This is a genomic window from Streptomyces sp. NPDC041796, assembly GCF_055590785.1.
This window is the reverse complement of the sequence record NZ_JBVJAH010000010.1, coordinates 214,293-237,473: the sequence shown is the minus strand read 5'-3', so window position 1 is coordinate 237,473 and position 23,181 is coordinate 214,293. Positions and strand designations below refer to the sequence as shown.

18 protein-coding genes and 1 pseudogene are annotated in these 23,181 nt (G+C 71.3%); 8 read left to right on the top strand and 11 right to left on the bottom strand.

Features of this window, described 5'->3' with window-relative positions:
- Positions 1-160: 160 nt before the first annotated feature.
- The 3 genes from ACZ6C1_RS22055 to ACZ6C1_RS22045 all read left to right on the top strand — a co-directional run bounded on the left by ACZ6C1_RS22055 (position 161) and on the right by ACZ6C1_RS22045 (position 5,175).
- The gene (locus ACZ6C1_RS22055; RefSeq protein ID WP_469242886.1) at positions 161-2,383 is read left to right on the top strand and encodes a D-alanyl-D-alanine carboxypeptidase; all 2,223 of its coding nucleotides are present in this window, start codon (positions 161-163) and stop codon (positions 2,381-2,383) included.
- Between the two features lie 144 nt (positions 2,384-2,527).
- The gene (locus ACZ6C1_RS22050; RefSeq protein ID WP_469242885.1) at positions 2,528-4,453 is read left to right on the top strand and encodes an MFS transporter; all 1,926 of its coding nucleotides are present in this window, start codon (positions 2,528-2,530) and stop codon (positions 4,451-4,453) included.
- 41 nt (positions 4,454-4,494) lie between these two features.
- On the top strand, positions 4,495-5,175 hold the full coding sequence (locus tag ACZ6C1_RS22045; protein ID WP_469242884.1) for an adhesin: 681 nt from the start codon (positions 4,495-4,497) through the stop codon (positions 5,173-5,175).
- Here ACZ6C1_RS22045 and ACZ6C1_RS22040 read toward each other — a convergent pair.
- From ACZ6C1_RS22040 to ACZ6C1_RS22015, 6 genes are all read right to left on the bottom strand, one after another.
- Positions 5,159-6,508, bottom strand: a complete 1,350-nt coding sequence (locus ACZ6C1_RS22040) for a diacylglycerol/lipid kinase family protein (protein WP_469242883.1) — start codon at positions 6,506-6,508, stop codon at positions 5,159-5,161. The two genes, ACZ6C1_RS22045 and ACZ6C1_RS22040, sit on opposite strands and share 17 nt — an antisense overlap.
- A 77-nt stretch (positions 6,509-6,585) precedes the next feature.
- The gene (locus ACZ6C1_RS22035) at positions 6,586-7,032 is read right to left on the bottom strand and encodes a DUF7144 family membrane protein (RefSeq protein ID WP_469242882.1); all 447 of its coding nucleotides are present in this window, start codon (positions 7,030-7,032) and stop codon (positions 6,586-6,588) included.
- A gap of 28 nt (positions 7,033-7,060) precedes the next feature.
- A complete protein-coding gene (locus ACZ6C1_RS22030) occupies positions 7,061-7,525 on the bottom strand; it encodes an SHOCT domain-containing protein (RefSeq protein ID WP_469242881.1) in 465 nt (154 codons plus the stop codon).
- A gap of 145 nt (positions 7,526-7,670) precedes the next feature.
- Complete coding sequence (locus ACZ6C1_RS22025; protein WP_469242880.1) at positions 7,671-8,537, bottom strand: ribonuclease BN; 867 nt, start codon at positions 8,535-8,537, stop codon at positions 7,671-7,673.
- 3 nt (positions 8,538-8,540) lie between these two features.
- Positions 8,541-10,067 (bottom strand): PT domain-containing protein, encoded by a 1,527-nt coding sequence (locus ACZ6C1_RS22020; protein ID WP_469242879.1) that lies wholly within the window; start codon positions 10,065-10,067, stop codon positions 8,541-8,543.
- A 67-nt stretch (positions 10,068-10,134) separates the two neighbouring features.
- A complete protein-coding gene (locus tag ACZ6C1_RS22015; protein WP_469242878.1) occupies positions 10,135-10,791 on the bottom strand; it encodes an HdeD family acid-resistance protein in 657 nt (218 codons plus the stop codon).
- 227 nt (positions 10,792-11,018) lie between these two features.
- Between ACZ6C1_RS22015 and ACZ6C1_RS22010 the strand changes: the two genes are divergently transcribed.
- Positions 11,019-11,615, top strand: a complete 597-nt coding sequence (locus ACZ6C1_RS22010) for a potassium channel family protein (RefSeq protein ID WP_469242877.1) — start codon at positions 11,019-11,021, stop codon at positions 11,613-11,615.
- Positions 11,612-13,021: a DUF2252 domain-containing protein gene (locus ACZ6C1_RS22005; RefSeq protein ID WP_469242876.1), complete on the top strand. Its 1,410-nt coding sequence runs from the start codon at positions 11,612-11,614 to the stop codon at positions 13,019-13,021. The genes ACZ6C1_RS22010 and ACZ6C1_RS22005 overlap by 4 nt, the downstream gene beginning before the upstream one ends.
- Before the next feature lie 244 nt (positions 13,022-13,265).
- Here ACZ6C1_RS22005 and ACZ6C1_RS22000 read toward each other — a convergent pair whose 3' ends face one another.
- The 5 genes from ACZ6C1_RS22000 to ACZ6C1_RS21980 all read right to left on the bottom strand — a co-directional run bounded on the left by ACZ6C1_RS22000 (position 13,266) and on the right by ACZ6C1_RS21980 (position 19,919).
- The gene (locus tag ACZ6C1_RS22000; RefSeq protein WP_469242875.1) at positions 13,266-13,463 is read right to left on the bottom strand and encodes a hypothetical protein; all 198 of its coding nucleotides are present in this window, start codon (positions 13,461-13,463) and stop codon (positions 13,266-13,268) included.
- 138 nt (positions 13,464-13,601) lie between these two features.
- Positions 13,602-14,135, bottom strand: coding sequence for a hypothetical protein (locus tag ACZ6C1_RS21995; protein WP_469242874.1), 534 nt, complete (start codon positions 14,133-14,135; stop codon positions 13,602-13,604).
- An 18-nt stretch (positions 14,136-14,153) separates the two neighbouring features.
- The gene (locus ACZ6C1_RS21990) at positions 14,154-15,800 is read right to left on the bottom strand and encodes an MFS transporter (protein WP_469242873.1); all 1,647 of its coding nucleotides are present in this window, start codon (positions 15,798-15,800) and stop codon (positions 14,154-14,156) included.
- A 444-nt stretch (positions 15,801-16,244) separates the two neighbouring features.
- Positions 16,245-18,923: a winged helix-turn-helix domain-containing protein gene (locus ACZ6C1_RS21985; protein WP_469242872.1), complete on the bottom strand. Its 2,679-nt coding sequence runs from the start codon at positions 18,921-18,923 to the stop codon at positions 16,245-16,247.
- A 162-nt stretch (positions 18,924-19,085) separates the two neighbouring features.
- Positions 19,086-19,919, bottom strand: coding sequence for a class II glutamine amidotransferase (locus tag ACZ6C1_RS21980; protein ID WP_469242871.1), 834 nt, complete (start codon positions 19,917-19,919; stop codon positions 19,086-19,088).
- Between the two features lie 872 nt (positions 19,920-20,791).
- On the opposite strand from ACZ6C1_RS21980, the gene ACZ6C1_RS21975 reads away from it, so the two are divergent.
- The 3 genes and pseudogenes from ACZ6C1_RS21975 to ACZ6C1_RS21965 form a co-directional block, all read left to right on the top strand.
- Complete coding sequence (locus tag ACZ6C1_RS21975; RefSeq protein WP_469242870.1) at positions 20,792-21,190, top strand: CU044_2847 family protein; 399 nt, start codon at positions 20,792-20,794, stop codon at positions 21,188-21,190.
- Positions 21,183-22,271, top strand: a complete 1,089-nt coding sequence (locus tag ACZ6C1_RS21970) for a S1 family peptidase (protein WP_469242869.1) — start codon at positions 21,183-21,185, stop codon at positions 22,269-22,271. Before ACZ6C1_RS21975 ends, ACZ6C1_RS21970 begins: the two co-directional genes overlap by 8 nt.
- Before the next feature lie 279 nt (positions 22,272-22,550).
- Positions 22,551-23,135 (top strand): annotated as a pseudogene (locus ACZ6C1_RS21965) (tyrosine-type recombinase/integrase); the annotation flags it as partial.
- Positions 23,136-23,181 lie beyond the last annotated feature (46 nt).

Genomic DNA, 23,181 nt, shown 5'->3' with positions numbered 1-23,181 from the left:
TGAATGACAGGGTGACCCCTCTCACATTGGTCTGTCGAGGGCGCCTGGGTGCTTCGTACGGGAACCAGTAGGTATGTCGTTCTCGTCTTGCACCCGAGCCAAGCGCTCAGACAGGACACTGGTACATGGTTCGGGCAACGCGTTGATTGAAGGAGGCACGGTGGCGGGCGAGTCCCCCGACAAGTCGGAGCAGCAGAAGTCGCCGGGGGAGACGGCTTCGGACAAGCGCGATCCGAGGCTTGCCGTACTCGGTGACAACGGGTCGCCGGACGGGGACGCGGAGCGCTCGGTCGACCAGCCGACAGCGGTGTTCAAGGCGGTACGGAAGGACGCCGACGGCGACGGGGACGCCCGCCTGCGGGACGCCGTGGCGGCATGGGTCAACACGTCGGACGAGCGGGAGGGAAACGACCCCGCGGTCTCCGAGGCGCCGTCCAGGGGCGCGGGGGAGCCCGCGGAGGCGGCCGAGGTCGCCGCAGACGCCGAGGACGCCGCCGAGGACGACGAGGTCGACTCGCCGGCCGAGGGAAGCGCCGGCCCGGCTGCCGGGGAGCCCGAGCCGCCCGCCCGCAACGCCGACGAGCCGGCTGCGGAGAGCGCCGACGCGCCCCGCGAGCCCGCCCGTGCCGCTGCCGAGGACGCCGTCGCCGGGAGCGTCGAGCCGTCCGGTGAGGCCGACGACGCCCCCGAGCTCGCCGCCGAGGACGACGAGCCCGCCCGTACCGCCGACGAGCCGGCCGGCGAGGCCGAGGGCGCGTCCGCCAAGGACGAGCAGCCGCCCGTCGACCAGCCCACCGCCGTGTTCCGGGCGGTCCAGCGGACGGCTCCCGTGGACCAGCCGACGACCGCGCTGAAGGCCATCACGCCCAAGGCGGCCCCGGCCCCGGCGCCCGCCCCGGAGTCCCCCGCCGAGCGGACGAGCAAGTTCGTACCGCTGCGCGGGGACGACGTGCGCCCCGCCCAGAAGAAGCCCGCCGCCCCGGCTCCCGCCGCTCCGGCTTCCGCCACGTCGGCCGCTCCCGCCACACCCGCCGCGCCCGCCGAGGCGAGCACGCCCGCCTCCCTCACCGAGCCCGAGCGGACCAAGCAGCAGCCGCTGCCCCCACGGCCGCCGCTCGACATGCTGGCCGAGCTGACCAACACCCCGCCCCCGCCGGAGACCCCGGTCCGTACGGTGGTCAGGCGTATCAAGATCTGGACGCCGCTGGTCCTTCTGCTGGTGGTCATCTTTGCGATCGTGCAGTTCGTGCGACCGCTTCCCGCGCCCGCCCTGGCGATGACGGCGAAGCCGTCCTTCACCTTCGAGGGGGGCGAGCCGTCCCTGCCGTGGCCGAACGAGGGCCAGGGCTACATGTCGGCGACGGGCCTCGGCCACGTCGATTCGTTCGGCGAGCAGAAGCCCGTGCCGATCGGCTCCGTGGCGAAGGCCATGACGGCCTACGTGATCCTCAAGGAGCACCCCCTGAAGAAGGGGTCCAAGGGCGAGATGATCGAGGTCGACGCCCTGGCGGAGAAGGAGGGCGGCTACGACGCGCAGAACGAGTCGACCCTCAACACCGTGAAGGCCGGCGACAAGATCTCCGAGTACGACGCGCTCGCCGCCATCATGATCCCCTCCGCCAACAACATCGCCCGGCTGCTGGCGCGCTGGGACGCCGGTTCCGAGGAGGCGTTCGTCAAGAAGATGAACGACACCGCCAAGGAACTGGGGATGAAGAACACCACGTACACCGACCCGTCGGGCCTGAACCACACCACCGTCAGCTCCGCCGAGGACCAGGTGAAGCTCGGCGAGAAGCTGGTGGAGATCCCCGCGCTGCTGGAGATCACCAAGATGCCCAGGTGGACCGACCCGTCGGGCAAGAAGTGGCGCAACTACAACGACCTCGTCCCGTACGACGGGGCGCTCGGCATCAAGACCGGCAGCACCACCAAGGCGGGCGGCAACCTGCTCTTCGCCGCCCACAAGCAGGTCGGTGACACCGATCAGCTGATCGTGGGCGCGGTCCTGGCCCAGTACAAGACGCCCATCCTGGGCAGCGCGATCGCCGCCAGCAAGGAGGCGATGCTCGCCACCCAGGAGCTGCTGCGGAACCACACGGTCGTCAAGAAGGGCGACGTGGTCGGCCACGTCGACGACGGTCTGGGCGGCAGGACCCCGGTGGTCGCCACCAAGGACGTGAACGTCGTCGGCTGGTCCGGCCTGACCGTCAAGCTGGAGCTGGGCAACGGCGGCCGCGCGCTGCCCCACTCGGGGCCCGTCGGCACGCAGGTCGGAGTCCTGACCGTGGGCGAGGGCGCCAGCCAGGTCCGGGTGCCGGTGGCGCTGAAGACCGCCATGGCCGAACCGGGCCTCGGCGCCAAACTGACCCGTCTCGGCTGAAACCTCCCTGGGCGCCCCGGATTTCCGGGGCGCCCCCGTGTTAGCGTCCGGACACGTCCAGGCAACGGATGGCGCCGGGGCGACGTCTTCGCAGACAGCACGTAGCAAGGGCGTGGGGGACGACGCAGAGAGCAGAGAGCCGCAGTGACCACCACTGAGCCGACCAGCGCTGAGCCGGCCCGCGCGGAAGGCGCCGCCAATTCCCGGGCGCGAATAAGGCCACCGGCCTCAGCGCCCGACGACACTCCGGGCGCGGGCGCGTGCCCGGCGGCCCTCACGGCTCCCACCGCACCGGACCCCTCGGACGCCCCCCTCGCCCACACCGCATCCGCCTCCGCAGCCGCTCCCGTGCCCCGGGCCGCGTCCCGCGCGGCGTACCTGCGCCACCCGGTCACGGTCGCGACCGCGCTCGCCGCGCTCACCCACATCGTCTGGTTCTTCGTCTTCGCGAACAGCGGCGGCGACCTCGCCGCGCAGGACGCGTGGGCCGAGTTCGTGGGCCGGCACCCGGACTCGGCGTACAACCTCGCCTGGTACGGCGGGATGCACCCGGTGTCGTACAGCGTGGTGTCCCCGTACCTGATGTCGCTGCTCGGCGTGCGAACGACGATGATGATCGCCGGTACGGTGTCGGCGGCGCTGACCGCGCTGATCCTGGTCCGCGTACGGGCCGTCCGCAACCCACTGGCGTGCTCGCTCGCCGGGGTGTTCGCGTTCCTGTGCAACGCGCTGTCCGGCCGCGTCACCTTCGGCCTCGGCATGATGTTCGCGCTGGGCGCGGTGGCCGCCGTCTTCTGCTGGCCCCACCGGTGGCGCACCAAGCGGTGGGCCAAGGCCGCCGTCGCGGCGCCGCTCGCGGGGCTGGCGACCGCCGCGAGTCCGGTGGCCGGGCTGTTCCTGGGGGTCGCCGCGGCGGCGCTGTTCCTCAACAAGCGGCGCCCCGGCGCGTACGCGCTCGGTCTCGCGCCGGTCGTCGTGGTGGCCCTGTCGTCGTGGCTGTTCCCCTTCTCCGGCACGCAGCCGATGTCCTTCGGGTCGACGATGCTGCCGTTCGCCTTCGGGGTCCTCGTCCTCGTCCTCGTACCGGAGGACTGGCGCACGGTCCGCACCGGTGCGGCGGTGTACGCGCTCGGGACGCTCCTCACCTGGCTGATCGACTCACAGATCGGGTCGAACGTCTCCCGGCTGCCGATGCTGTTCGCGGGGGTCGTGCTGCTGGCCGCCCTGCCGTACACCGCTCGCCGTACGCGCAAGTGGTACGCCCTCGTCCTCGCCTTCACCGTCCTGAACGTGTGGATCGGCTTCAAGAGTGCCGACGACATCATCCGCACCGCCCCGGACGCGTCGTGGGCCCGGGAGGCCGCGCCGCTGATCAACCAGCTCCAGCAGCTCGGGGCGGAGAAGGCGCGGGTGGAGGTGGTCCCGGCGCGCAGCCACCGGGAGGCGTCGGCGCTGACCCCGTACATCAACCTCGCCCGGGGCTGGAACCGCCAGGCGGACATGGAGCGCAACCCGGTCTTCTACGACGACACGCTCAACTCCGCCACCTACCGCGACTGGCTGCACCGGTGGGCCGTCCACTACGTCGTCCTGCCCAAGGGCGATCCGGACACCGGTGCCGAGCAGGAGGCGGAACTGGTCAAGGACGGCCAGCCGTACCTCCGCCCGGTGTGGTCCGACGCCAACTGGCGGCTGTTCGCCGTGCAGGACCCCACACCACTGGCCGACCCGCCGGCGACGGTGGTCCGCGCGGGCGCCGGCGAGGTGACCATCCGCGTCGGCACGGCGGGGCGGGTGCTGATCCGGGTGCCGTACTCGCCCTGGCTGGCCCTCCTCGACGAGGAGGGCAAGAAGGTGGAGCCGCCGGAGGAGACCGAGGCGTCCCGGCAGCGCGCGGACGACGCCCCCAAGTCCTTCGTCAATCTCCACGGTTGCCTGCTGAAGGCGGAGGAGGACAGGGAGGGCGACGAGTGGACGGAGCTGCTCGCGCCGAAGCCGGGGGTGTACCGGCTGGCCGCACCGTACAAGATCTTCCCGCGCGGCACGCCGTGCCCCGAGGAATTGCGCTGACCCTCACGGTTACCGCGAGTCGCGCTGCATAGTGGTCGGCCATGGCGAGCGTACGTACTGTGCTGGCAGCGGGAATCGTCGTGGCCGCGGGCTGCCTGACCGCGGCCGTATTCCTGCTGGGCGGCGGCGACGACCGGCCCGACACCGACCGGGGCGGCCGGCTGCCGGGGCAGAGCCTGCCGTCCCGCATCGCCCCGGTGCGTCCCCCCACCTACACGGCATGGGCGGGCCCGGGGTGCAGGACCGGAACGACCTACCGCGAGCAGGGCCGGTTCGAGAACGGTGACGCCGCCTGGTACACGGTGGACTCCGGCGGCTTCCGGGGCGGCGGGTGCGACGGCCGGTTCACCGCCCTGCCGATGTCGGGCAGTGCGAACAGGGACGGTACGGGCACGGCGACATGGACCTGGCCGGTCGGAACGGACTACGAGCGGTGCGCCCTCGCGGTGTACGTTCCGAAGGGCCCACGCGACATCGATGTCGCCGGCGACCCCACCGTCTACCGGGTCCTCGCCGACCCGGACGACCGCTCCTCCACGTACGCCGTCTTCGGCGTCCTCCAGACCATCCACCGCGGGAGCCTGGTCCAGGTCGGCACCTACCCGGTCAAGTCCCCCACCTTCACGGTCCACCTCACCGACCGCGGCCGCGACTGGGGCGACCGCTCCCTGACCGGCGCCCACCACGCGGCGGCCCAACTCCGCCTCACGTGCGGCGACTGACGGTGTGGCCGGGGGACGGGCGGCCCAGCGCCAGCCGTGCCACGCGCGGCCAGTCGGCCGTCGCCCCGCCCGCCCGGGGCGTGCCGGGGCGACGGCGCGGAACCCGCACCCGGAGGGCCCCGGGGGCGCTGCGGCACACCACGGGTGACGGCAGAACGACGTGTTCCCCGTCGATGCCCACCGGGAGGGTGGCCGTGTCGGCCTCGACGACGACCTCCTCTGCGCTCAGCCGGATGAGGCCTCCGGAGCGCGGGCCGCGCACGATGCGAGCCGCCTGGGCGGTGTTGGCGACCCGGACGCACACCACGCCGAGGAGCCCCGAGTCCAGCCGCTCCCTGCGCCCGGGACGGGCCGCGTCGACGGCACGCCCGTAGGGATTGTTGCTGACGAGCAGTGCCTGAAGTCCGTCGACGTCCGTCCCGTCGGCCCGCGTCCGCAGCCTGGGCGCCTCCTCGCCGGTGAGGAGGCCGGGGAGGGTGCGCAGGGTCGTGCGTGCTTTGGCGTCCCGGTACGCGGGGTCGGTGACGACGAACGCGTACATGCCGAACGAGGCGTTGTTGACGAACACCCGGTCCGCCGCGTACCCGAGGTCGACGCGGATTTCGACGCCGTCGGTCAGGGCCTCCAGGGCCGCCGCCGGATCGTCGCGGTCCAGACCCAGATCGAGGGCGAAGTGGTTGCGGGTCCCGGCGGGCACCACCACGAACGGCACGTCGTGGCGCGCCGCGACCTCGGCCACCAGCGCCTGGGTGCCGTCGCCTCCCGCCACCGCCAGGAGATCGGCTCCCTCGGCGACGGCCTGCCGGGCCAGTTGGACGACGTCCTGGCCCGCGTCGAGCAGGGCGACCCGGCACCCCGCCGCCTCCGCCTTCTCCACCAGGCCGAAACGGCCCACCTTGCCGCCCCCGGAGCGCGGATTCATCAGGATCCACGGGGCCCGCGGCGCCCCGGCGACAGGGCGCCCGGCGGCGGGGTCACCGGGCGCCACAGCCGTACGCGCCGCCGTGACGGCCAGCACCCACAGGGCCAGGGACACCACGGCCGGCCAGAGCATGCCGAACGCGGCGTACAGGGCGAGGACGGCGACCGGCGCGGCCAGTGACAGGGCCACCCCGAGGGCGCGGAGCGGACCGGTGTGGGCCAGGGCCCACCACACGCCGACGGCCGCGAGCGCCAGCCCGGCGATGCCGGCCGACGCCCACAGCACGCTCCGCAGACCCGCGGCGACGAGCGGCACCAGGATGCTTGCCAGGAGGGCGAGTACGGCGAGGCGGGCCGGTCCGGCCCTGCCCTCGCGTACGGTCGTGGCCTCGGCCCGACCCGCTTGCCCCATGTGCTTGTGCTCCGTGTGCCTCGACTGCCCGCCGTGTCGTTCCACCGGCCCTTACTCCTTCGAGGACTCCGTACGCCTCACACGTTCCGCGACGGGCGTTCCCCGGACAGGTCGTAGGAGTCGTCACGGCGGACGCACAGGGCCCAGATGACGAAGGCCGAGAAGGCGATCATCACGATCGACCACACCGGGTAGTACGGCAGGGAAAGGAAGTTGGCGAGGATGACGAGTCCGGCGATGGCCACGCCGGTGATGCGCGCCCACAGCGCGGCCTGGAACAGCCCGATGCTGACGATCACGGCGATGACGCCCAGGATGAGGTGGATCCAGCCCCAGCTCGTGAGGTCGAACTCGAACACGTAGTTGGGCGTCGTGACGAAGACGTCGTCCTCGGCGATGGCCATGATGCCCCGGAAGATGTCGAGCATCCCGACGAGGAAGAGCATCACGGCCGCGAAGGCCGTCAGACCGGTCGCCCATGCCTGCTTCGCCGGGGGGACCGATCGGGTGTGTGTCGCGGTCATCTTGCGCCTCGTTTCGTGGTGTGCGGTTTCAGCGGCCGGCGGTGCGGCCGGTGGGACCCGAGTGCTCGGCCGGACCGTGTCCGGCAAGGACCAGTTCCTTCGCCCTGCGGAACTCCTCGTCCGTGATGTCGCCCCGGTCGCGGATCTCGGACAGCTTCGCGAGTTCGTCGACGCTGCTGGACCGGCCCCCGGCCGCGGTCTGCCTGATGTAGGCGTTGAACTCCTCCTGCTGCGCGCGGGCCTGCGCCGCCTCGCGGCGGCCCATGTTCTTGCCCCGGGCGATCACGTAGACGAACACCCCGAGGAAGGGCAGGACGATGCAGAACACCAGCCAGCCGGCCTTCGCCCCACCGCTCATGGAGTCGTCACGGAAGATGTCGAGGATGATCCGGAACAGCAGGACGAACCACAACACCCACAGGAAGAAGACGAGCATCGTCCAGAAGGCGCTCAGCAACGGGAAGTCGTACGCCAGGTAGGTCACTGCGCTCATGTCCGTCCTCCGTCCAGGGCGCTTGCCCGGCAGCGGTTCTGTGCCGTTCCAGGGTGCCCACGGTCACCACCGGACGGCCTCACCCGGCGAGGGTGAGTGTGCGCGGCGGGTGAGGCGTCCCGGCCGGCCCGCTCCCGCCGTCGCGTCAGCGGCCCGTCCGCCCGCGGCGGCGGAGTGTGGCGGCCGTCCGGTACCAGGAGGTGGAGGCCACGTACTCGCCCAGTGCCAGGCCGGAGACGGCCACCAGGAACACGGCGATCAGCCAGGAGAGGAACGTGAAGACGGGGCCCAAGGGCCCGAACTCGTCCAGGCTGCGTTCCATGGCGGTGGGCATCAGCAGACGGGCGGCCCTGCTCAGCAGGACCGTACCGGCGCCCGCCAGCAGCGCTCCCGGCACCAGGCTCCGCCAGCCGACCCGGCCGCCCAGCAGCAGGTGCTGCGACCACCACCACAGCAGCGTCGCCGAGCCCACGGACAGCACCAGCCCCGTCACCGGGCCCCCGCCGAAGCCGCCGCGCAACGGCGCCTGGAGCAGGAGGAAGGCCAGCCAGACGACCAGCCACAGCAGCCAGCGCCAGACCGCGGCCCGCAGCGGTGCGCGCGGCAGGTGCCAGCACCGCTCGCACACCGCCTGAAGGGCCCGGCTGAACGCCGTGGCCGACAGGAGCGTCACCACCACGCCCACCGCCCCGGCGGTGTTCCGCGGCGTGCCGGTCGCGGAGAACACCTGGCGCATCTCGTCGAGGGTGTCGCCACCCATTCCCAGCACCGCGCGGAGCGAGTCGGCCAGCAGGTCCTGCATCCAGTCGGGGGCGAACGCCGCGACCGTCATCAGCAGCGGGAGCGCGGTCAGGAAGGCCTGCGCGGCCAGCCGCACGGAGCCCTCCACGATGTTGAGCGCCGACAGCCGGGACAGCAGCCGGGCCGCGGGCCCCGAACGCAGGCGCGCGGCGAGCCGTCCCGCGCGCCCGCGGGACGGCTCCCGCTCCGGAGGTCCGGGGTCCCGGACCATGACTCACGGGACCGCCCGGCCCGCCGTCGGACCCGCAGGACCGTCCGGCGGGCGGTTGGTGGTCCCGTCCGGCGGTCCGCCCGTCGGTCCGTGCGTAGGTCCGTCCGTTGGTCCCTGCGTTGGTGCGTGCGTCGGTCCGTCCGTTGGTCCCTGCGTCGGTCCGCCCGTCGGTCGGTCCGACGGTCCGTCGGCCGGTCCGCCCATCGTCCCGTCCGCCGGTCCGGCCGCGGCCGCGAGGATCGCCAGGACGAGTACGACGACCAGGGCGATGCCGAGAACGAGCGCCACCACTCCGACCGAGGGGTGGTTCCACAGCACCAGCGTCAGCGCTCCGGCCGCGATGACGGCGCCGGTGGTCCACGCCCGGTGCCCCGCCAGCCAGCGTCCCGTGGACCCGGTCCGCACTCCGGCGCCGTGCAGGGCCCGGCCGGCGGCCGTCGTTCCCCGGTCCGTCGTCCCTCGTACGGCGCGGGCGGGACGCCCATGGCCGTAGAGATACGCGACCAGCGCGACGACCACCGCCACGACCAGCAGGGTGCGCGTACTGTCACGCAGGAACCGGACGAACGTGTCGAAGATCGCCGCCGCCGCGTCGGTGGGCAGCGCCGCGGGCGGGACCGAGTCCAGATAGACCCGTCTGACCAGGGCCAGGGCGACGAGCAGCACCACCATCATCACGCCGACGCCCGTCGCCGTGACCATCAGCATCGCCCGGTGCGCCGGCGCCGTCCACACCGCGAGCACGGCGAGCACCACGGTCAGGACGGGCAGCCAGACACCGAGGACGTCCAGCAGCCGCATGGTGTCCTGCGCCTTGCCCAGTTGCTCCGTCTCGAACAGCGTGATCGTCCGGTCGGTGTCCGGGATGGCGGAGGCCTTCTCGAAGCCCGCGGCCACGAGCCGCTCCCGGGCCTGGTCGACGACCTCGCCCACATCCAGCTGGATGGTTCCGCCCTCGGCGCGCAGGGCGCCCTCGCCGTCCCCGGTGAGCATGTTCACCACCGCCGCGTGCGACCGCCGGTTGGCGCCTTCCCACGCCTGCTGGAAGGTGTCGCTGGTGATCACCCGCGTGATCGTGCGGTCCACGACGGTCCTGACCGCGTTCTGCAGCGGAGCGGTGAGGGCTCCGGCCCCCTCCACCACGCGGGGTGGTGCCCCGGCGTCCTGGAGGGCCTTGGCGAGCGAGTCCGTCACCGCCTTGACGTCCACATTGGCCACCACGCGGTCCGTGAGCCGGTTGATCACGGCCTCCTGCACGGGGGGCTCGGACGCCAGCGGCGCGACGGTCTCCACGTACCTGTCGGTGTCGGAGACCGTGTCCTGGACCCAGGCCGCGACCACGGCCAGGGGGGCGAGCAGCAGGGTCAGCAGGAGCAGGACCGACGCGCCGGCCCGGCGCACCCCCCGGTGGCGCACCGCCGCGTGACGGCGCAACCGCTCGTACTCCGCCCGCTCGTCGGCGGTCATGACGTGCTTCGGGGTCGCGGATCCGCCGGAGTCCGGCGGACCCGGGGTCACGGCAGGGTTCATGAGTGCTGCCTTCCGTCCAGGGCCGGGTCGCGGCCGGGGGCGCGCGCCGGGCCCTTCGGTTGCGGTGTCAGGCCGTCCCGGCGGGGGCGTGCGGGCCGGGGCGCGTCTTGCGGAGCATGGCCCGCCACGCGAGGGCGACCACCGCCTCGGCCAGGCCGAGCAGGACCAGCCACAGGCCGAGCAGCCGGGTCAGGGCCTGGGCCGACTCGGTCGGCAGGGCGAGGACCACGATCCCCGCGACGATGCCGAGCAGCGCGGAGCCCAGGACGATGCCGCGGTGCGGCAGGTCCGCGGCGGTGAGGGCCGCGTACAGGGTGAGGATTCCGGAGACGAGCCAGACGGCCCCGACGATCAGCGAGAGCGCGGCGATCGTCTGCAGGGGGTTCCGCAGGCACAGCACCCCGGCCAGGAGGTACAGCACGGCCAGGAGCAGCGCCGGCAGCCGTTCGTGGCCCCCGCGCGCGAAGACGTCCACGAACCGGAACGCCCCGATCACCAGCAGGTACAGACCGATGAGGACGGCCAGGACGTGCAGGGTCGCCTCCGGCCAGACCAGTACGAGGACACCCGGCACCAGCGTGGCGGCCGCCGAGCCGAGCAGCCAGGTCCAGGAGCGCCCGAGCCGCGCGAGTGCGTCGGCGGGATCACCCCTCGGGCCAGGGGCCGTCCCGTCGGGCCGGTGTTCCTGTCCGGTGCGCGATGCCGGACCACGCGGCATGGTCATGGCTCCTCCTCGCGTGATCGGCGGTGTGCGGTGTGCGGTGTGCGGTGGGCGGTGGTGTTCGGTGTGCGGTGTCCCGTGGGTGGGGGACCTGACCGCCCCAGGGTCACGCCCGTCACGGGGGGCCGGGATCACCCACCACGGGTGATCCCTCGGCGCCGTCGTGGCGGTGAGGTGGGAATCGGTCGGCGCGCGGCCGGGTGGAGCGAAACGGAGCGAAGAGATACGAGATGAGCGACCCGAGCACAGACCGCACGGACCGGACGCCGTCCGGGCCGGACGCGCCCCGGTGGCCCCGTCCCGGCCGGAGGGCGTTGGTCGTGTCCGTCGTCCGCACCGTGTTCATAGCCGTCGGCCTCGTCACCGCCTACTACCTGCTGCCCCTGGACGACCGGGGCACGGCCGGGGCGTCGGCACTGCTCGTCGGCGGTCTTGCGGCGGTGCTGCTGGTGTTCGGCTGGGAGGTACGGGCCATCGTCCGCTCACCCCATCCGCGGCTGAAGGCCGTCGAGGCCCTTGCCGCCACGCTGGTGCTGTTCCTCGTCCTCTTCGCCGGCGCCTACTACCTGCTGGACCGCTCCTCCCCGGGCTCCTTCAGCGAACCGCTGACCAGGACGGACGCCCTGTACTTCACTCTGACCACGTTCAGCACCGTCGGCTTCGGGGACATCGCGGCACGGTCACAGACCGGGCGAGTGCTGACGATGCTGCAGATGTTCGGCGGGCTGCTGCTCGTGGGGGTCGCCGCGCGGGTGCTCGCGGGCGCGGTCCAGGCGGGGCTGCGCCGACAGCGGCGAGAGCCGCCGGACCAGGAGGCCGGACCATGACCGTAACCAGCGCTTTCACCCCGTCCCTGTCACCGGCCGAGCGAGCGGCGTACGGCAGGGACGCGCGCAAACGCGCCTCACGCTCGTGCCACGGCTGGTACGAGGCGGCGCGGCGACGGCCCGACCCCATCGAAGTGATCGAGCGCCAGTCAGCCGACAGAGTGCCGGAGTTGGTGCCCATCCGCTACGGCCGCATGCTGGAGTCGCCGTTCCGCTTCTACCGCGGCGCCGCCGCCATCATGGCGGCGGACCTGGCGCCCCTGCCCAGCACCGGCCTCCGGGTGCAGCTCTGCGGTGACGCCCACCCGCTGAACTTCCGGCTGCTCGCCTCGCCCGAGCGCCGTCTGGTCTTCGACATCAACGACTTCGACGAGACCCTGACCGGGCCGTTCGAATGGGACGTCAAACGGCTGGCGGCCGGCTTCGTGACGGCGGCCAGGGCGAACGGCTTCTCGCTCAAGGAGCAGAACAGCACCGTGCGGGCCTGTGTGGGGGCGTACCGGCAGCGGATGCGTGAGTTCGCCGGCATGCGCACGCTGGACATCTGGTACGCCCAGGACGACGCCGACCGGATGCGGGAGCTGCTGGCCTCGTCGATGGACAAGGAGGCCAGGCGCCGTACCGCGAAGGCCACGGCGCTGGCCCGTACGCGTACGCATCTCGAGGCCTTCGCGAAGCTCACCCGCGTCACGGCCGAGGGGCGGCGCATCGCCCCGGACCCGCCGCTGATCATCCCGCTGGACCAGTTGTCGGCCAACCCGTCCGGGGCCGGGCGGGAGGGCGACTTCCAAGCCCTCCTGGACGGGTACGCGCGGACCCTGCCGTCCGAGCGCCGGCACCTGTTGCGCCACTACCGCCTGGTGGACATGGCCAGGAAGGTGGTGGGCGTGGGCAGTGTCGGTACGCGCTGCTGGGTGCTGCTCCTGCTCGGCAAGGACGACGACGATCCCCTGCTGCTGCAGGCCAAGGAGGCCCAGGAGTCGGTGCTGGCGGCCCACACGGGCGGCGAACGCTACGACAACCAGGGCCGCCGGGTGGTGGCCGGGCAGCGCCTGATGCAGACCACCGGTGACATCTTCCTCGGCTGGACGCACGTCGTCGGCCTCGACGGGCAGGACCGGGACTTCTACGTGCGCCAGCTCTGGGACTGGAAGGGCATCGCACGGCCCGAAACCATGGGGCCGGGCCTGCTCGCCCTCTTCGGCCGGCTGTGCGGGGCGTCCCTGGCACGGGCCCACGCCCGCTCGGGCGATCCCGTCGCCCTCGCCGCCTACCTGGGCGGCAGCGACCGCTTCGACCGGGCGCTGACCGAGTTCGCGCAGTCCTACGCCGACCAGAACGAGCGCGATCACAAGGCGCTGGAAGCCGCCTCCCGCTCCGGCCGGATCACGGCGGAACGGCCCTGACCCCGAGGGGCGCCGGGGGAGACGTCTGAGGGGCGCCGGGGGGCCGGCCGCCGTGGGGAGCGAGCCGTGTCGAACGGTCCGCCGGGCCCGTACGGTTCCGTGGGGTCTGAGCGATCCGCCGGGTCCGTACAGACAGGCGGGTCCGAACGGCCCACCGGGCCCCAAGGGCCCCACGGTCCGCCGGGGCCGCACGGTCCGCCAGGCCCGCACGGTCCGCCAAGCCCGTACCTGGTCGCCGGGCCCGTCACTCCGGCATCGGCCGCATCTCCACGACACGTAGTCCCAGTGACTGGCAGCGCGCCAGCAGCCCGTACAGGTGCGCCTCGTCCACGACGTGGCCGAACAGGACGGTCTGGCCGGACATCACCACATGTCCCAGCTCCGGAAAGGCTTTGGCCAGCGTTTCCGACACGTGTCCCTCGACTCGGATCTCGTAGCGCACAAGCTGTCCCCTCACGGACTGCCCGGGACGGGTGGGCGGCACCCTTCCCCACGATCGTCCGCCTTCCTGCTCCCTCCGGACCTCACCCGGTACAGGTGACCCTTCGCCCGGTGGCGGATGTCCCGGGCGGGCACGTCCTCAATGCGTCAACACGATCTTGAAGGAGACGATCAGCAGGCCCAGCAGGAGATTGACCGACGCGGTGGCGGCCATCAGCCGCCGGGAGGCACCGGCGCGGCGGGCCGCGGCCACCGACCACCCCACCTGACCGGCCACGGCGACGGCGAGGGCCAGCCAGAGGGCACCTCGCACGTCCAGCCCCAGCAGCGGGCTGACGGCCACCGCGGCGGCCGGCGGGACGGCGGCCTTGACGATGGGCCACTCGTCGCGGCACGCCCGCAGCACGACCCGGCGGTCCGGTGCCTGCTGAGCGAGGCGCGCCCCGAACAGGTGGGCGTGCACGTGCGCGATCCAGAACACCAGACTGGTGAGCATCAGCAGGAGCACCAGCTCGATACGGGGCAACGAGCCCAGGGAGCCGGCGCCGATCACCACGGAGGCGGCGAGCATGGACCCGTACACCGCGCCCGTGTAGTCGGCGTGGGCACGGCGCTCGGCGCGGCTCGCCCGGCGGGCGGTGGCCGCCCCGGTTCCGGTTCCGGTTCTGGACACTTGGCCGGTCCTTCCGACTCAGCGCGCCGACCCGGCGTCTCCGGCCGGCGCGTCACCGTCCGGAGCATCGCCGTCCGGCCGCGGCGCACGGTTCTGCCGGGCGGCGGTCGGCAGGTGCGGTGTGATCAGGAAACTGGCGAGGGCGATGCCGCCGGTGGCGAGGATCGCCGCCTTCAGGCCGTCCAGCTGCGCGGCGGCGTAGGAGTCCGCGACGGCGTCGACCTCGGACGGCGGCAACCCGGCACGCTCGGCCGCCGAGCGCACCTGATCGGTGGGGACGAAGGAAACCCCGGCCTGGAGGGAGACACCGACCTGCTCACGGGTCTGCTCGGACAGCTGCGGGTTGTCCGCCACCTGTGTGGTGAAGGCATGGGCCAGCGCACCGATGAGGATCGACCCGATGAGCGCGGTGCCCAGCGCCGAGCCCAGGTTCTGTGCGGTGAACTGGAGCCCTCCGGCCTCACTGCGTTCCTCCTCGCCGACGCCGGACTGGACGACGTTGCCCAACTGCGAGGCGAGCAGCCCGACGCCCACGCCCAGCAGGGCCATGGCTCCGGCGAACTGCGCGTCGTCGATGACCGGGTCGACGGTGGCCAGCAGCCAGACGACGGCGGCCGCCAGGGTCAACAGGGCCAGCCGGACCACCCGGCGCGGCCCCCACACCCGCCCCAGCGAGGACGCGCACAGGGACGTCACCAGCATGGTGGCGGACACCGGCAGCAGACGGAGTCCCGTCTGGAACGCGTCGAAGCCCTGCACCACCTGCAAGTACAGCGGAATGGTGAAGAACAGCCCCAGCAGGATGAGGTTCTGGCTCAGCAGCGCCATCAGGCCCGACCGCAGCACGGGCCTGCGCAGCAGGGACAGGTGGACGAGAGGGTCGACGCCCTTCTCGTCCCGGCGTCGCTCCCAGTGCCGGAAGACGGCCAGGACGGCCGCCCCGGCTCCGACGACGAACAGTGTCGGGGCGAAGCCGAGCACGGTGAAGGGAGGGTTGCGGGGCTGCACCCACCCCCAGGTGCTGCTCTGCAGCACACCCAGCACGCACAGCGCCAGTCCGGTCGCCGAGAGCACGGCACCGACGCCGTCCAGCCGGGGACGTCGACCGGAGGGTGCCGGTGTCGGGATCCACCGGCGGCACAGCAGGACGGCCAGGACGACCACCACCTCGCCCGCGAACACCAGCCGCCAGGTGAGGTACGTCGTCACCCAGCCGCCGAGCAGCGGGCCGACCGCGATCCCGGCCCCGGCGAGCCCCCCGATGACCGCGTAGGCGACGGCCCGGTCCCGGCCTCGGTAGGACTCCGCGACGAGGGCGGCCATGGCGGGCAGCACCATGGCGGCTCCGAGTCCCTCGATGACGGACCAGCCAAGGGTCAGCACCCACAGGGTGGGGGCCAGGGCTGTGAGGGTCGACCCCACGGCGTAGACGACCAGTCCCAGAAGGAACATGCGTCGGCGCCCCAGGATGTCCCCGAGCCTGCCGCCGATGAGCATGAATGCCGCCATGACCAGTGCGTACAGGGTGATGACGGCCTGGATGGCGGTGACTTCCGTGTCGAAGTCCTCGACCAGCTGACTGATGGACACGTTCATGACCGAGGTGTCGAGGACCATCAGGAACTGTGCCGTACCGAGGACGGCCAGAGCCCGCCAGTGCTTCACGGTGTCCACCTCGCGGAGTAGGCCCGGTACGCCGGCGGAACCGGCCGGACAGCGGCCTGCACTCGGCCCGCCGCTCCTCCCCATCGGAGCGGAAGCGTGCGCCTCGTGCCTCACCCGCCGCGGGGGAAGGGGCGCCGGACCTTCTCGCCGAGGCGCCCACCGACGCGCACCGACCGCCCGCGCTCACGGACGGGCCACCGACCCGGTGCTCACGGACGGGCCACCGACGCGCCACCACACTCGCTTACGCGTCCCCCCACTCACCGGCGCCCCGGCCACTCACTCCCGCGCCCCCACACTCGCCTACGCGCCACCCCACTCGCTTAGGCGCCCCCACTCACCCGCACGCCCCCACTCACCCCCGCGCCCTCACTCACCCGCGCCCCCCATTCACCCCCGCACCCCCCACTCACCCGCGCCCCGGCCACTCACCCCCGAGCGACATCACAGCAGCCGCAGCTCGCGGGCGCGGCGGACCGCGTCGCTGCGACGGTTCACCGCCAGCTTTCGGTAGGCGCTCTTGAGGTGGGTCTTCACCGTGTTCACCGACACGTACAGGTCGGCGGCGATCTCCTCCGTCGACATCATCCGCGCGAGCCGCTCCAGGACATCGCGCTCGCGCCCGCTCAGTTCCGGTGCGACGAGTGGTGGTGGCAGCGGCTCCTGCCGGGGCCGCTCCTCCCGGGGCGCCGGGCCGGGCGTGAGCCAGCCCGCCGCCAGCTCGTGCAACGGTGCCGTGGCGAGGAGGGGCCGGATCCACGCTCCGGCGTCGAGGAACGGACGCCGCAGCCGCTCGCGCCGCGCGTCGAGGAGCGCCCGCCCCACGAGTCTGCGGGCGGTGGCGGTGTCTCCCGCGCCCTCCGCTGCCTGCGCCCTCACCAGGGCTGCCCTCACGTTCACCGCCGGACCGGTCCGGCCGTCGGTACGGATGCTGTCGAGCAGGTCCATGGCGGCGTCGGCCCGCCCCGCGGCGAGTTGGATCGCGGCGGCCTCCGCGGCGCACACCGGCTGGTCGCCCGTCACTCCGCGGAGCCCCTCGGCCGCCTCGTCGGGCCGTCCCTCGGCCAGGTCGACGGCGGAGGCGACGAGCGCCTCGTAGCCTGCCGCCCAGGGAGACGCCATGACGGGGGAGAGGGCCGGATCCGCCGCCTCGACGGCGGCCCGGGTCTCGCCCCTGGCCAACAACAGACGAGCGGTGGCGAGGGCTCGCCCCGCCGCGGGCACCGGGTCGCGTGTGCCGGGGGGAAGCTGTGCCGTCTCCTCGAGAAGGACCTGGGCCCGGCCGAGTTCATGGCGGTCGACGGCCACGGCGGCCAGGACCAGCCGTTCGATGCCGGAGCCGGACGGCTGGGGCAGGCCGACCCGCTCCGCCTCGGACACCGCTGCCAGGGCCTTGCGCTCCGCCCGGCCGAGCCAGCCGTTCAGATAGTCGAGCAGGGCCAGGTGTCCCATCGCCTCGCCCCGCGGCAGCACGGTGGAGTCTCCGCCCGGAGTGCCGACCACGGCGGTCAGGGCGGCGTGCGCGTCCTCGAAACGCCCGGCCCACAGGCGGGCCGATCCCAGATGGGTCAGCAGCAGAGCGGTGAGCTCGGGATGCTTGTCGAGGAGGTACGCCGGGACCTCTCGCCGCAGTTCGTCGGCCGCCTCCGCGGCGTCCTCGCCCCGTGGGGGACATCCGGTGAGCCGCGCGGCCAGCGCCTCCAGCAGCGCACAGCTCAACCGGGCGGCCGCCGCGTCGGGCGCGTCGTCGTCCAGGCGCTCCTCGACGTGGCGCAGACGGGCCAGGCCGTGACCGACGTCGCACCGGGACAGGTCGCGGGCCGCGCGTACGAGGTCCGTCGCCGGACTGTCGGCCTCCGGCCCCATGCGGGAGAACAACTGGGCCAGGTCGCCCGAGCACAGGCCGGTGAAGAGCTGGCCGATCGCCAGGTCGTCGACGAGGGCGCCGGCGGCGAGGTCCCAGTCCTCCGCGGCGGCCCCGTGGACGAGTGTCTCCAGCAGGAAACCCGAACGACGCAGCCACATCGCGGCCCGCCGGTGCAGTTCCGGCTCCAGCCCGGGCATGCGTTCGCGCAGGTGGGCTCGGAGTATCTCTCCGAACAGCGGGTGGAGTTGGTACCAGGAGTGCCCGAGGTGTTCGACGAACGCGTTGTCCCGGCACAGCGCGGCGAGGAGGGGCTCGGCGTCGGACCGGAGGGTCAGCGCGTTGGCCAGTTCCGGACAGAAGCGGTCCAGGACGCTGACGCGCAGCAGGAGGTCCTGTGTCTCCTCCGTCCTTCCCTTGAGGACCTCGGCCAGCAGGAAGTCGGCGACCGTGCTGTGGCCCGCCTCGAACTCCTTCAGGTAGAGCTCCGGATCGGCGCTCTCCCGCGCGGCCAGGACGAACAGGCGCAGACCGGCGGCCCAGCCCCGGGTGCGGTCCACCAGGCCGCGGGCGGCGTCGGCGGGAAGGCGCAGACCGTGCAGCTCCAGCAGGGCGGCGGTCTCCTCCGGGGTGAAGGCCAGCTCGGCGGCGCGGATCTCGGTCAGCTCGTCGGCCGCCCGGTAGCGGTGCAGCGGCAGCAGCGGTTCGGTGCGGGTGACGAGGATGAGGCGCAGTCCCCGCCCGGCGTGGTGCAGGACGAACTCCAGTTGCTCCGCGACCTCCGGAGCGGACACGCGGTCGTACTCGTCGAGTACGAGGACGACGGGCCGCTCGCGTTCGTTCAGGTCGGCGGCGAGCGCCGCCAGCAGTTTGCGGTCCACTCCGGCCGCGTCCGCGGGCGTCCCCACCGCGTCGGACGCCGGCGCGCCGCAGGCACGCAGGGCCTGGAGGACGTACGCCCAGAACACCCCGGGCCGCCGGTCCCCCGCCTCGGCGGTGAGCCAGGCGACCGGCCGGCGCAGCCCGGCGGCCCAGTCGGCGGCCAGCAGGGTCTTACCGGCTCCGGCCGCGCCGTTGAGCAGGGTCAGCGGGGTGTCGAGCGCCTGGTCGAGGTGGTCGACGAGCCGCTGCCGCCGCAGGAAGGTGGTCGGCCTCGCCGGGAGGGCGAACCGGGTGCGCAGAAACGGGTCTCCGAGGGGATCGGAGGAGGGAACGGTCGGTCTTCCGGTGTTGTCGTAGGTCTCGGCCACGGCGCTCATCACCCCCTGTCCGCCAGGGTCACGTCATGGGCAACGCGCTCTGCTCCCAGCATCCCAGCCTTCCCGCCCCGGCGCGCGGCACGCCGTGGCGGGACGGCTCGTACCGCCTTCACCTGCGCATACGCCAGGTCCACCGAGGCGCGTCCGCCCCGCGTGCGCCCGTCACCCGCCGCTCGGCCGGAAGGCGTGGAGCGTGTCCCCACCCGCCTGGATGACGCCGTAGCTGCTCTCCGGAACCTCGTTCCAGGCGCCGGGGAGGTCGCCCAGCGGTTCGGAGACGACGAGACGGGTCTCTGCGGAGATCTGCCGCAGGAACGAGGCATCCGGGTGGAGCGCCCGCAGGGAATCCACCTTGGTGCTGAAGTACAACGACCGCGAGTGTCCCTCGCTGGAGTACCGGAAGGCCCATACGCGTTCGCCGTCGGACACCGCGACGGTCATCTGCAGCGGGTGCTCGACGCCGTGCGCGCGCCCCGTCGTCTCCACCAGGCCCGCCATCCGCGCCACGGCCCCGGGCGGGTCCTCCGCCAGGCCGAACGTGAGGGCCAGGAAGAACATGAGCTCGGAGTCGGTCGACCCCTCGATGTCGGAGTACAGAGCCGGATCGACGGCCATGGCGAGCTCCCTGCGGAGCAGGGGGAAGCCGTTGATCATCCCGTTGTGCATCCACATCCAGCGTCCGTGCCGGAAGGGGTGGCAGTTGCTCTGCTGTACGGCCGTCCCGGTCGAGGCCCTGATGTGCCCGAAGAACAGACCGGAGCGGACGTGGTCGGCGACCTCCTGCAGATTGCGGTTGTTCCACGCGGGGCCGACGTCCCGCAGCACCGCCGGGGTGTCCGTGTCCTGCGTGTACCAGCCGATGCCGAAGCCGTCACCGTTGGTCGTCTCCACGCCCAGACGGGAGTGCAGGCTCTGGTCGATCAGGGAGTGTTCCGGCTGGAACAGGACCTGGCTGAGAAGGACGGGCGTACCCGAGTAGGCGATCCAACGGCACATCGCGGATCCCCCGTTCCTGTAGCGGGAGTTGGCAGGAGCCGTGCTTCCGGCCGGCCCGACGGCGCGGTCTCTGACCTCGCCGCGCGCCCCGGATGCGGCATACAAAAAGACCGGCGGCGTCGTTGTGCGAGCAATCTCAGTATCGCGTGGCGCCACCCCTTCGGCACGCCGGTCGCGACCGCCCTCCGCCGTCCGGTGAACCGACGACGATCTCGATCGCCCGCGGCGCCACTCCGGCGGGCGGCCGGCGGGAGACCACAGCGGGAGGCCACCGGCCATGGACGCCGGAAGACCACCTACGAAAACTCGTAGGTGGTCTTCTCGCTGGTGCCCCCGGCAGGATTCGAACCTGCGACACCCGCTTTAGGAGATCATCCGGCCGATCTGCTGGCCAGCGGTGAGGTTTGCCTGCCTCCTGCGTATGGTGTGCGACCGGTCCTACAGGTACGGCAACGTGCGCTGGTGTTGCCGTCAGAGACTGCCGTCACTCCACTGCTTCGCCCGGCCCGCTCTAACCTACCGATCATTGCCATGGCCTGACATGGGGCCCTGACACTCCCACAGCGGATTCCAGAAGCGTCGCGGCACGTCGACGGGAATGGGGTCTGGTGCAAGGTACTGCCGTTCTGCACTCGGATCCACCGTTCTGGCCCCCACATTGCCTACTTAGCGAGGGCAGAGCGGTTGCACCACCGAGAGCGCGCGTCACAGCGCTGCTCACGATCCGCTAAACGCTCGTGCTCAAACGTTAGAGAGCTCGCTCCCAATGGGCGGCTCATCCGCCTCGGCTACGGCCGGCGTGATGTGGTGGAGGCCCGTTGCAACTTCGAGCGTGGATGATCAACGTGCGCTGATCTCCATCGTGGAGCACTGTGGAGGAAGGGGATGCGAACCCGACAAGAAATCGCAGATTCAACAAATCTGGTGATCTCATGGCGACGGTAGTGGTCCAACTTCCAGGTTCCGACCTCAAAGTGGCGCTAGAGATAGATGACACCGCCGAAGTATGGGACGGCGGCTGGGTAGAAGTAGGCGTAGCCGACCGACTCCTGGACTCCGGAGTCGATGCCCTTAAGCGAGGGATACTCGCCGCATCGAATTTGGCACAGATAGCCAAAGAGCAGATGACCGCGAGCGCTCTTAGTTATGAATCGGCGGAACTTTGCTTCGGTATTACTTTCATCGGCGGGGCTGACGTCAAGCTGGTGAAGGGGGAGGCGCAGGCTTCCCTAAACTTCACCGTTCACTGGAGCGGAAGCGAGAATGCGTAATCGCAGCAGCGGATTCGTAACTGTTGCACGCCAGCACGAAGCGAAGCATCGCGGGTGCGGGATTTACACGGTCAACGGTTATATCTTTACGGCGCTCCACGTCATCGAAAAGATACTCGATCGACCTGTTCAGTCATCCGACCGAGATGTCGCGCAGGTAGACATAAGGTTTCCATACGCGGATAGCCCCGCAGTTACCCAGGCGGCCACCCTCGTAAGATGGGAATCCGAGCATGACGATGTGGCGACGCTGCAACTTGACGGGCGAGGTCCCGAGGGCGTCGAGCCCTGCCGCTTGGCTGCCGACGTCGAAGACCTCACCGGACGTGAGGTGCGAATACAGGGCTGGACTGAGGTGTCCGGTCCAGTTTTCGTGTCGAGTGTGATTCTCGGCCAGCGGCCCTACTTTAGATATCAACTTGACAATTCTAAAATGACGGGCTTTTCCGTGAGTGAGGGGTTCAGTGGCGGCCCGGTATGGCTTGATAGGGCCGGAGGGGAGGCTTTGGTTGTCGGTATGATGGTGCGCGTAAACAGGGCTGCCCATGGCGTATCTGAAATGCTCTCAAGTGAGAGGATGGTTCAGCATTTTCCACCGATCGGAATCAAAAGTGCAAAGTTGCTATGGTTTCGAGATGAGGCCGTCCATTCCCTGCTTAGAGACCTGGCTAGACTGGAGAAGGATGGCCTACCAGAGGAAACAGGCAGTGCTGTTGATGAAGCATTGAATCTAATGTACCTAGAATTCTCCGATCTCGATGAACTCGCAGGATGGAGTATATCGCCTGGTCGGCGGATGCGGGATCTTCGCGATGGCTATCGCATATGGAACTCAAAAGCAAACCGCATGGAGCGTCGTGCGGTTTATGACGTCCTCGTCGAAAGAAAGGATGCGCTGCGATCGGAACTTGCCCGCTTTCGCGGTTTGATGGTTCAATATGGAGACATGGACAGGGTTGTCGATAGATCGGTTGAGCATCTTGGGCATCTTTCCAATAGTTACCCCCGTGTATTCCCTGAGACCGCCAAAATGGCAGAATGCTATAGCGGCATGTACGCCCACCTGTCAGCCGCTCAGTGAGCCGTGGTTAAAACCGCCCGGGCCCCCAAGTGAAGCGCCTCACTTGTTACCGTTGCGGGGCGCCATTTGCTGCGGCGTCGCCAGGTCGAAACGGAGCTAGCCCCCGGGAGAGGGCTCGTGAAGGTGCTACCTCTGAGTTCGTAGCGACGTTGTCGCCATTGTGAGCCATTCCCACACATTGGGCCGCGTTGGCCACAGGTCGGCCAAAGCAGCCCATGCACGGCCTATGCGGAACCCAGGGCTTCGGCCACCGCGGCCATGGCGGTTACGACCACATCGGCGCCCGCACGAGACCCGCTTTGCGCCGCGTTCGTCTTGGCCATCGCCATGGGCCTGCGGCGCGGGGAACTGGTGGGCCTGCGCTGGTCGGACGTGGACCTGGACAACCGGGTGTTGCACGTACGCCAGCAGACGCAGCGCCAGCGCGGCACGCTCTATGACGACGACCCCAAGAGCCGCCGCCAACGCGTCTTTCCGATGCCCGCGTTGTGCGTCGCGCCGCTGCGCCGGCACCGGCTTTAGCAGTGGTAAGCGTCCGCACGCACCGGTCTCACATGGTCGGAGAAGGGCTACGTGTTCGCCACGAGGGACGGTCGGCCGGTGGATCCCCGGAATGTCTACCGGTCGTTCACGCGGGTGGCTGCCGATGCGGGGCTGCGGGTGGTCCGGCTGCACGACGCCCGGCATGGTTGCGCCACGCTGCTGACGGCGGCCGGCGTCGCGCCGCGCGTGATCATGGAGATCCCCGGCCATAGCCAGATCAGCATCACGATGGACGTGTACACGCACGTCGTGCACGACCCCCAGCGGGAGGCGATCAGCCACATGGACCGCCTGCTCAGGCGCCGGCGACCGGCCGCCTGAGGGACGACTGCCGTCAAATGGTGCCGTCAAAAAGGCCCGGACCATG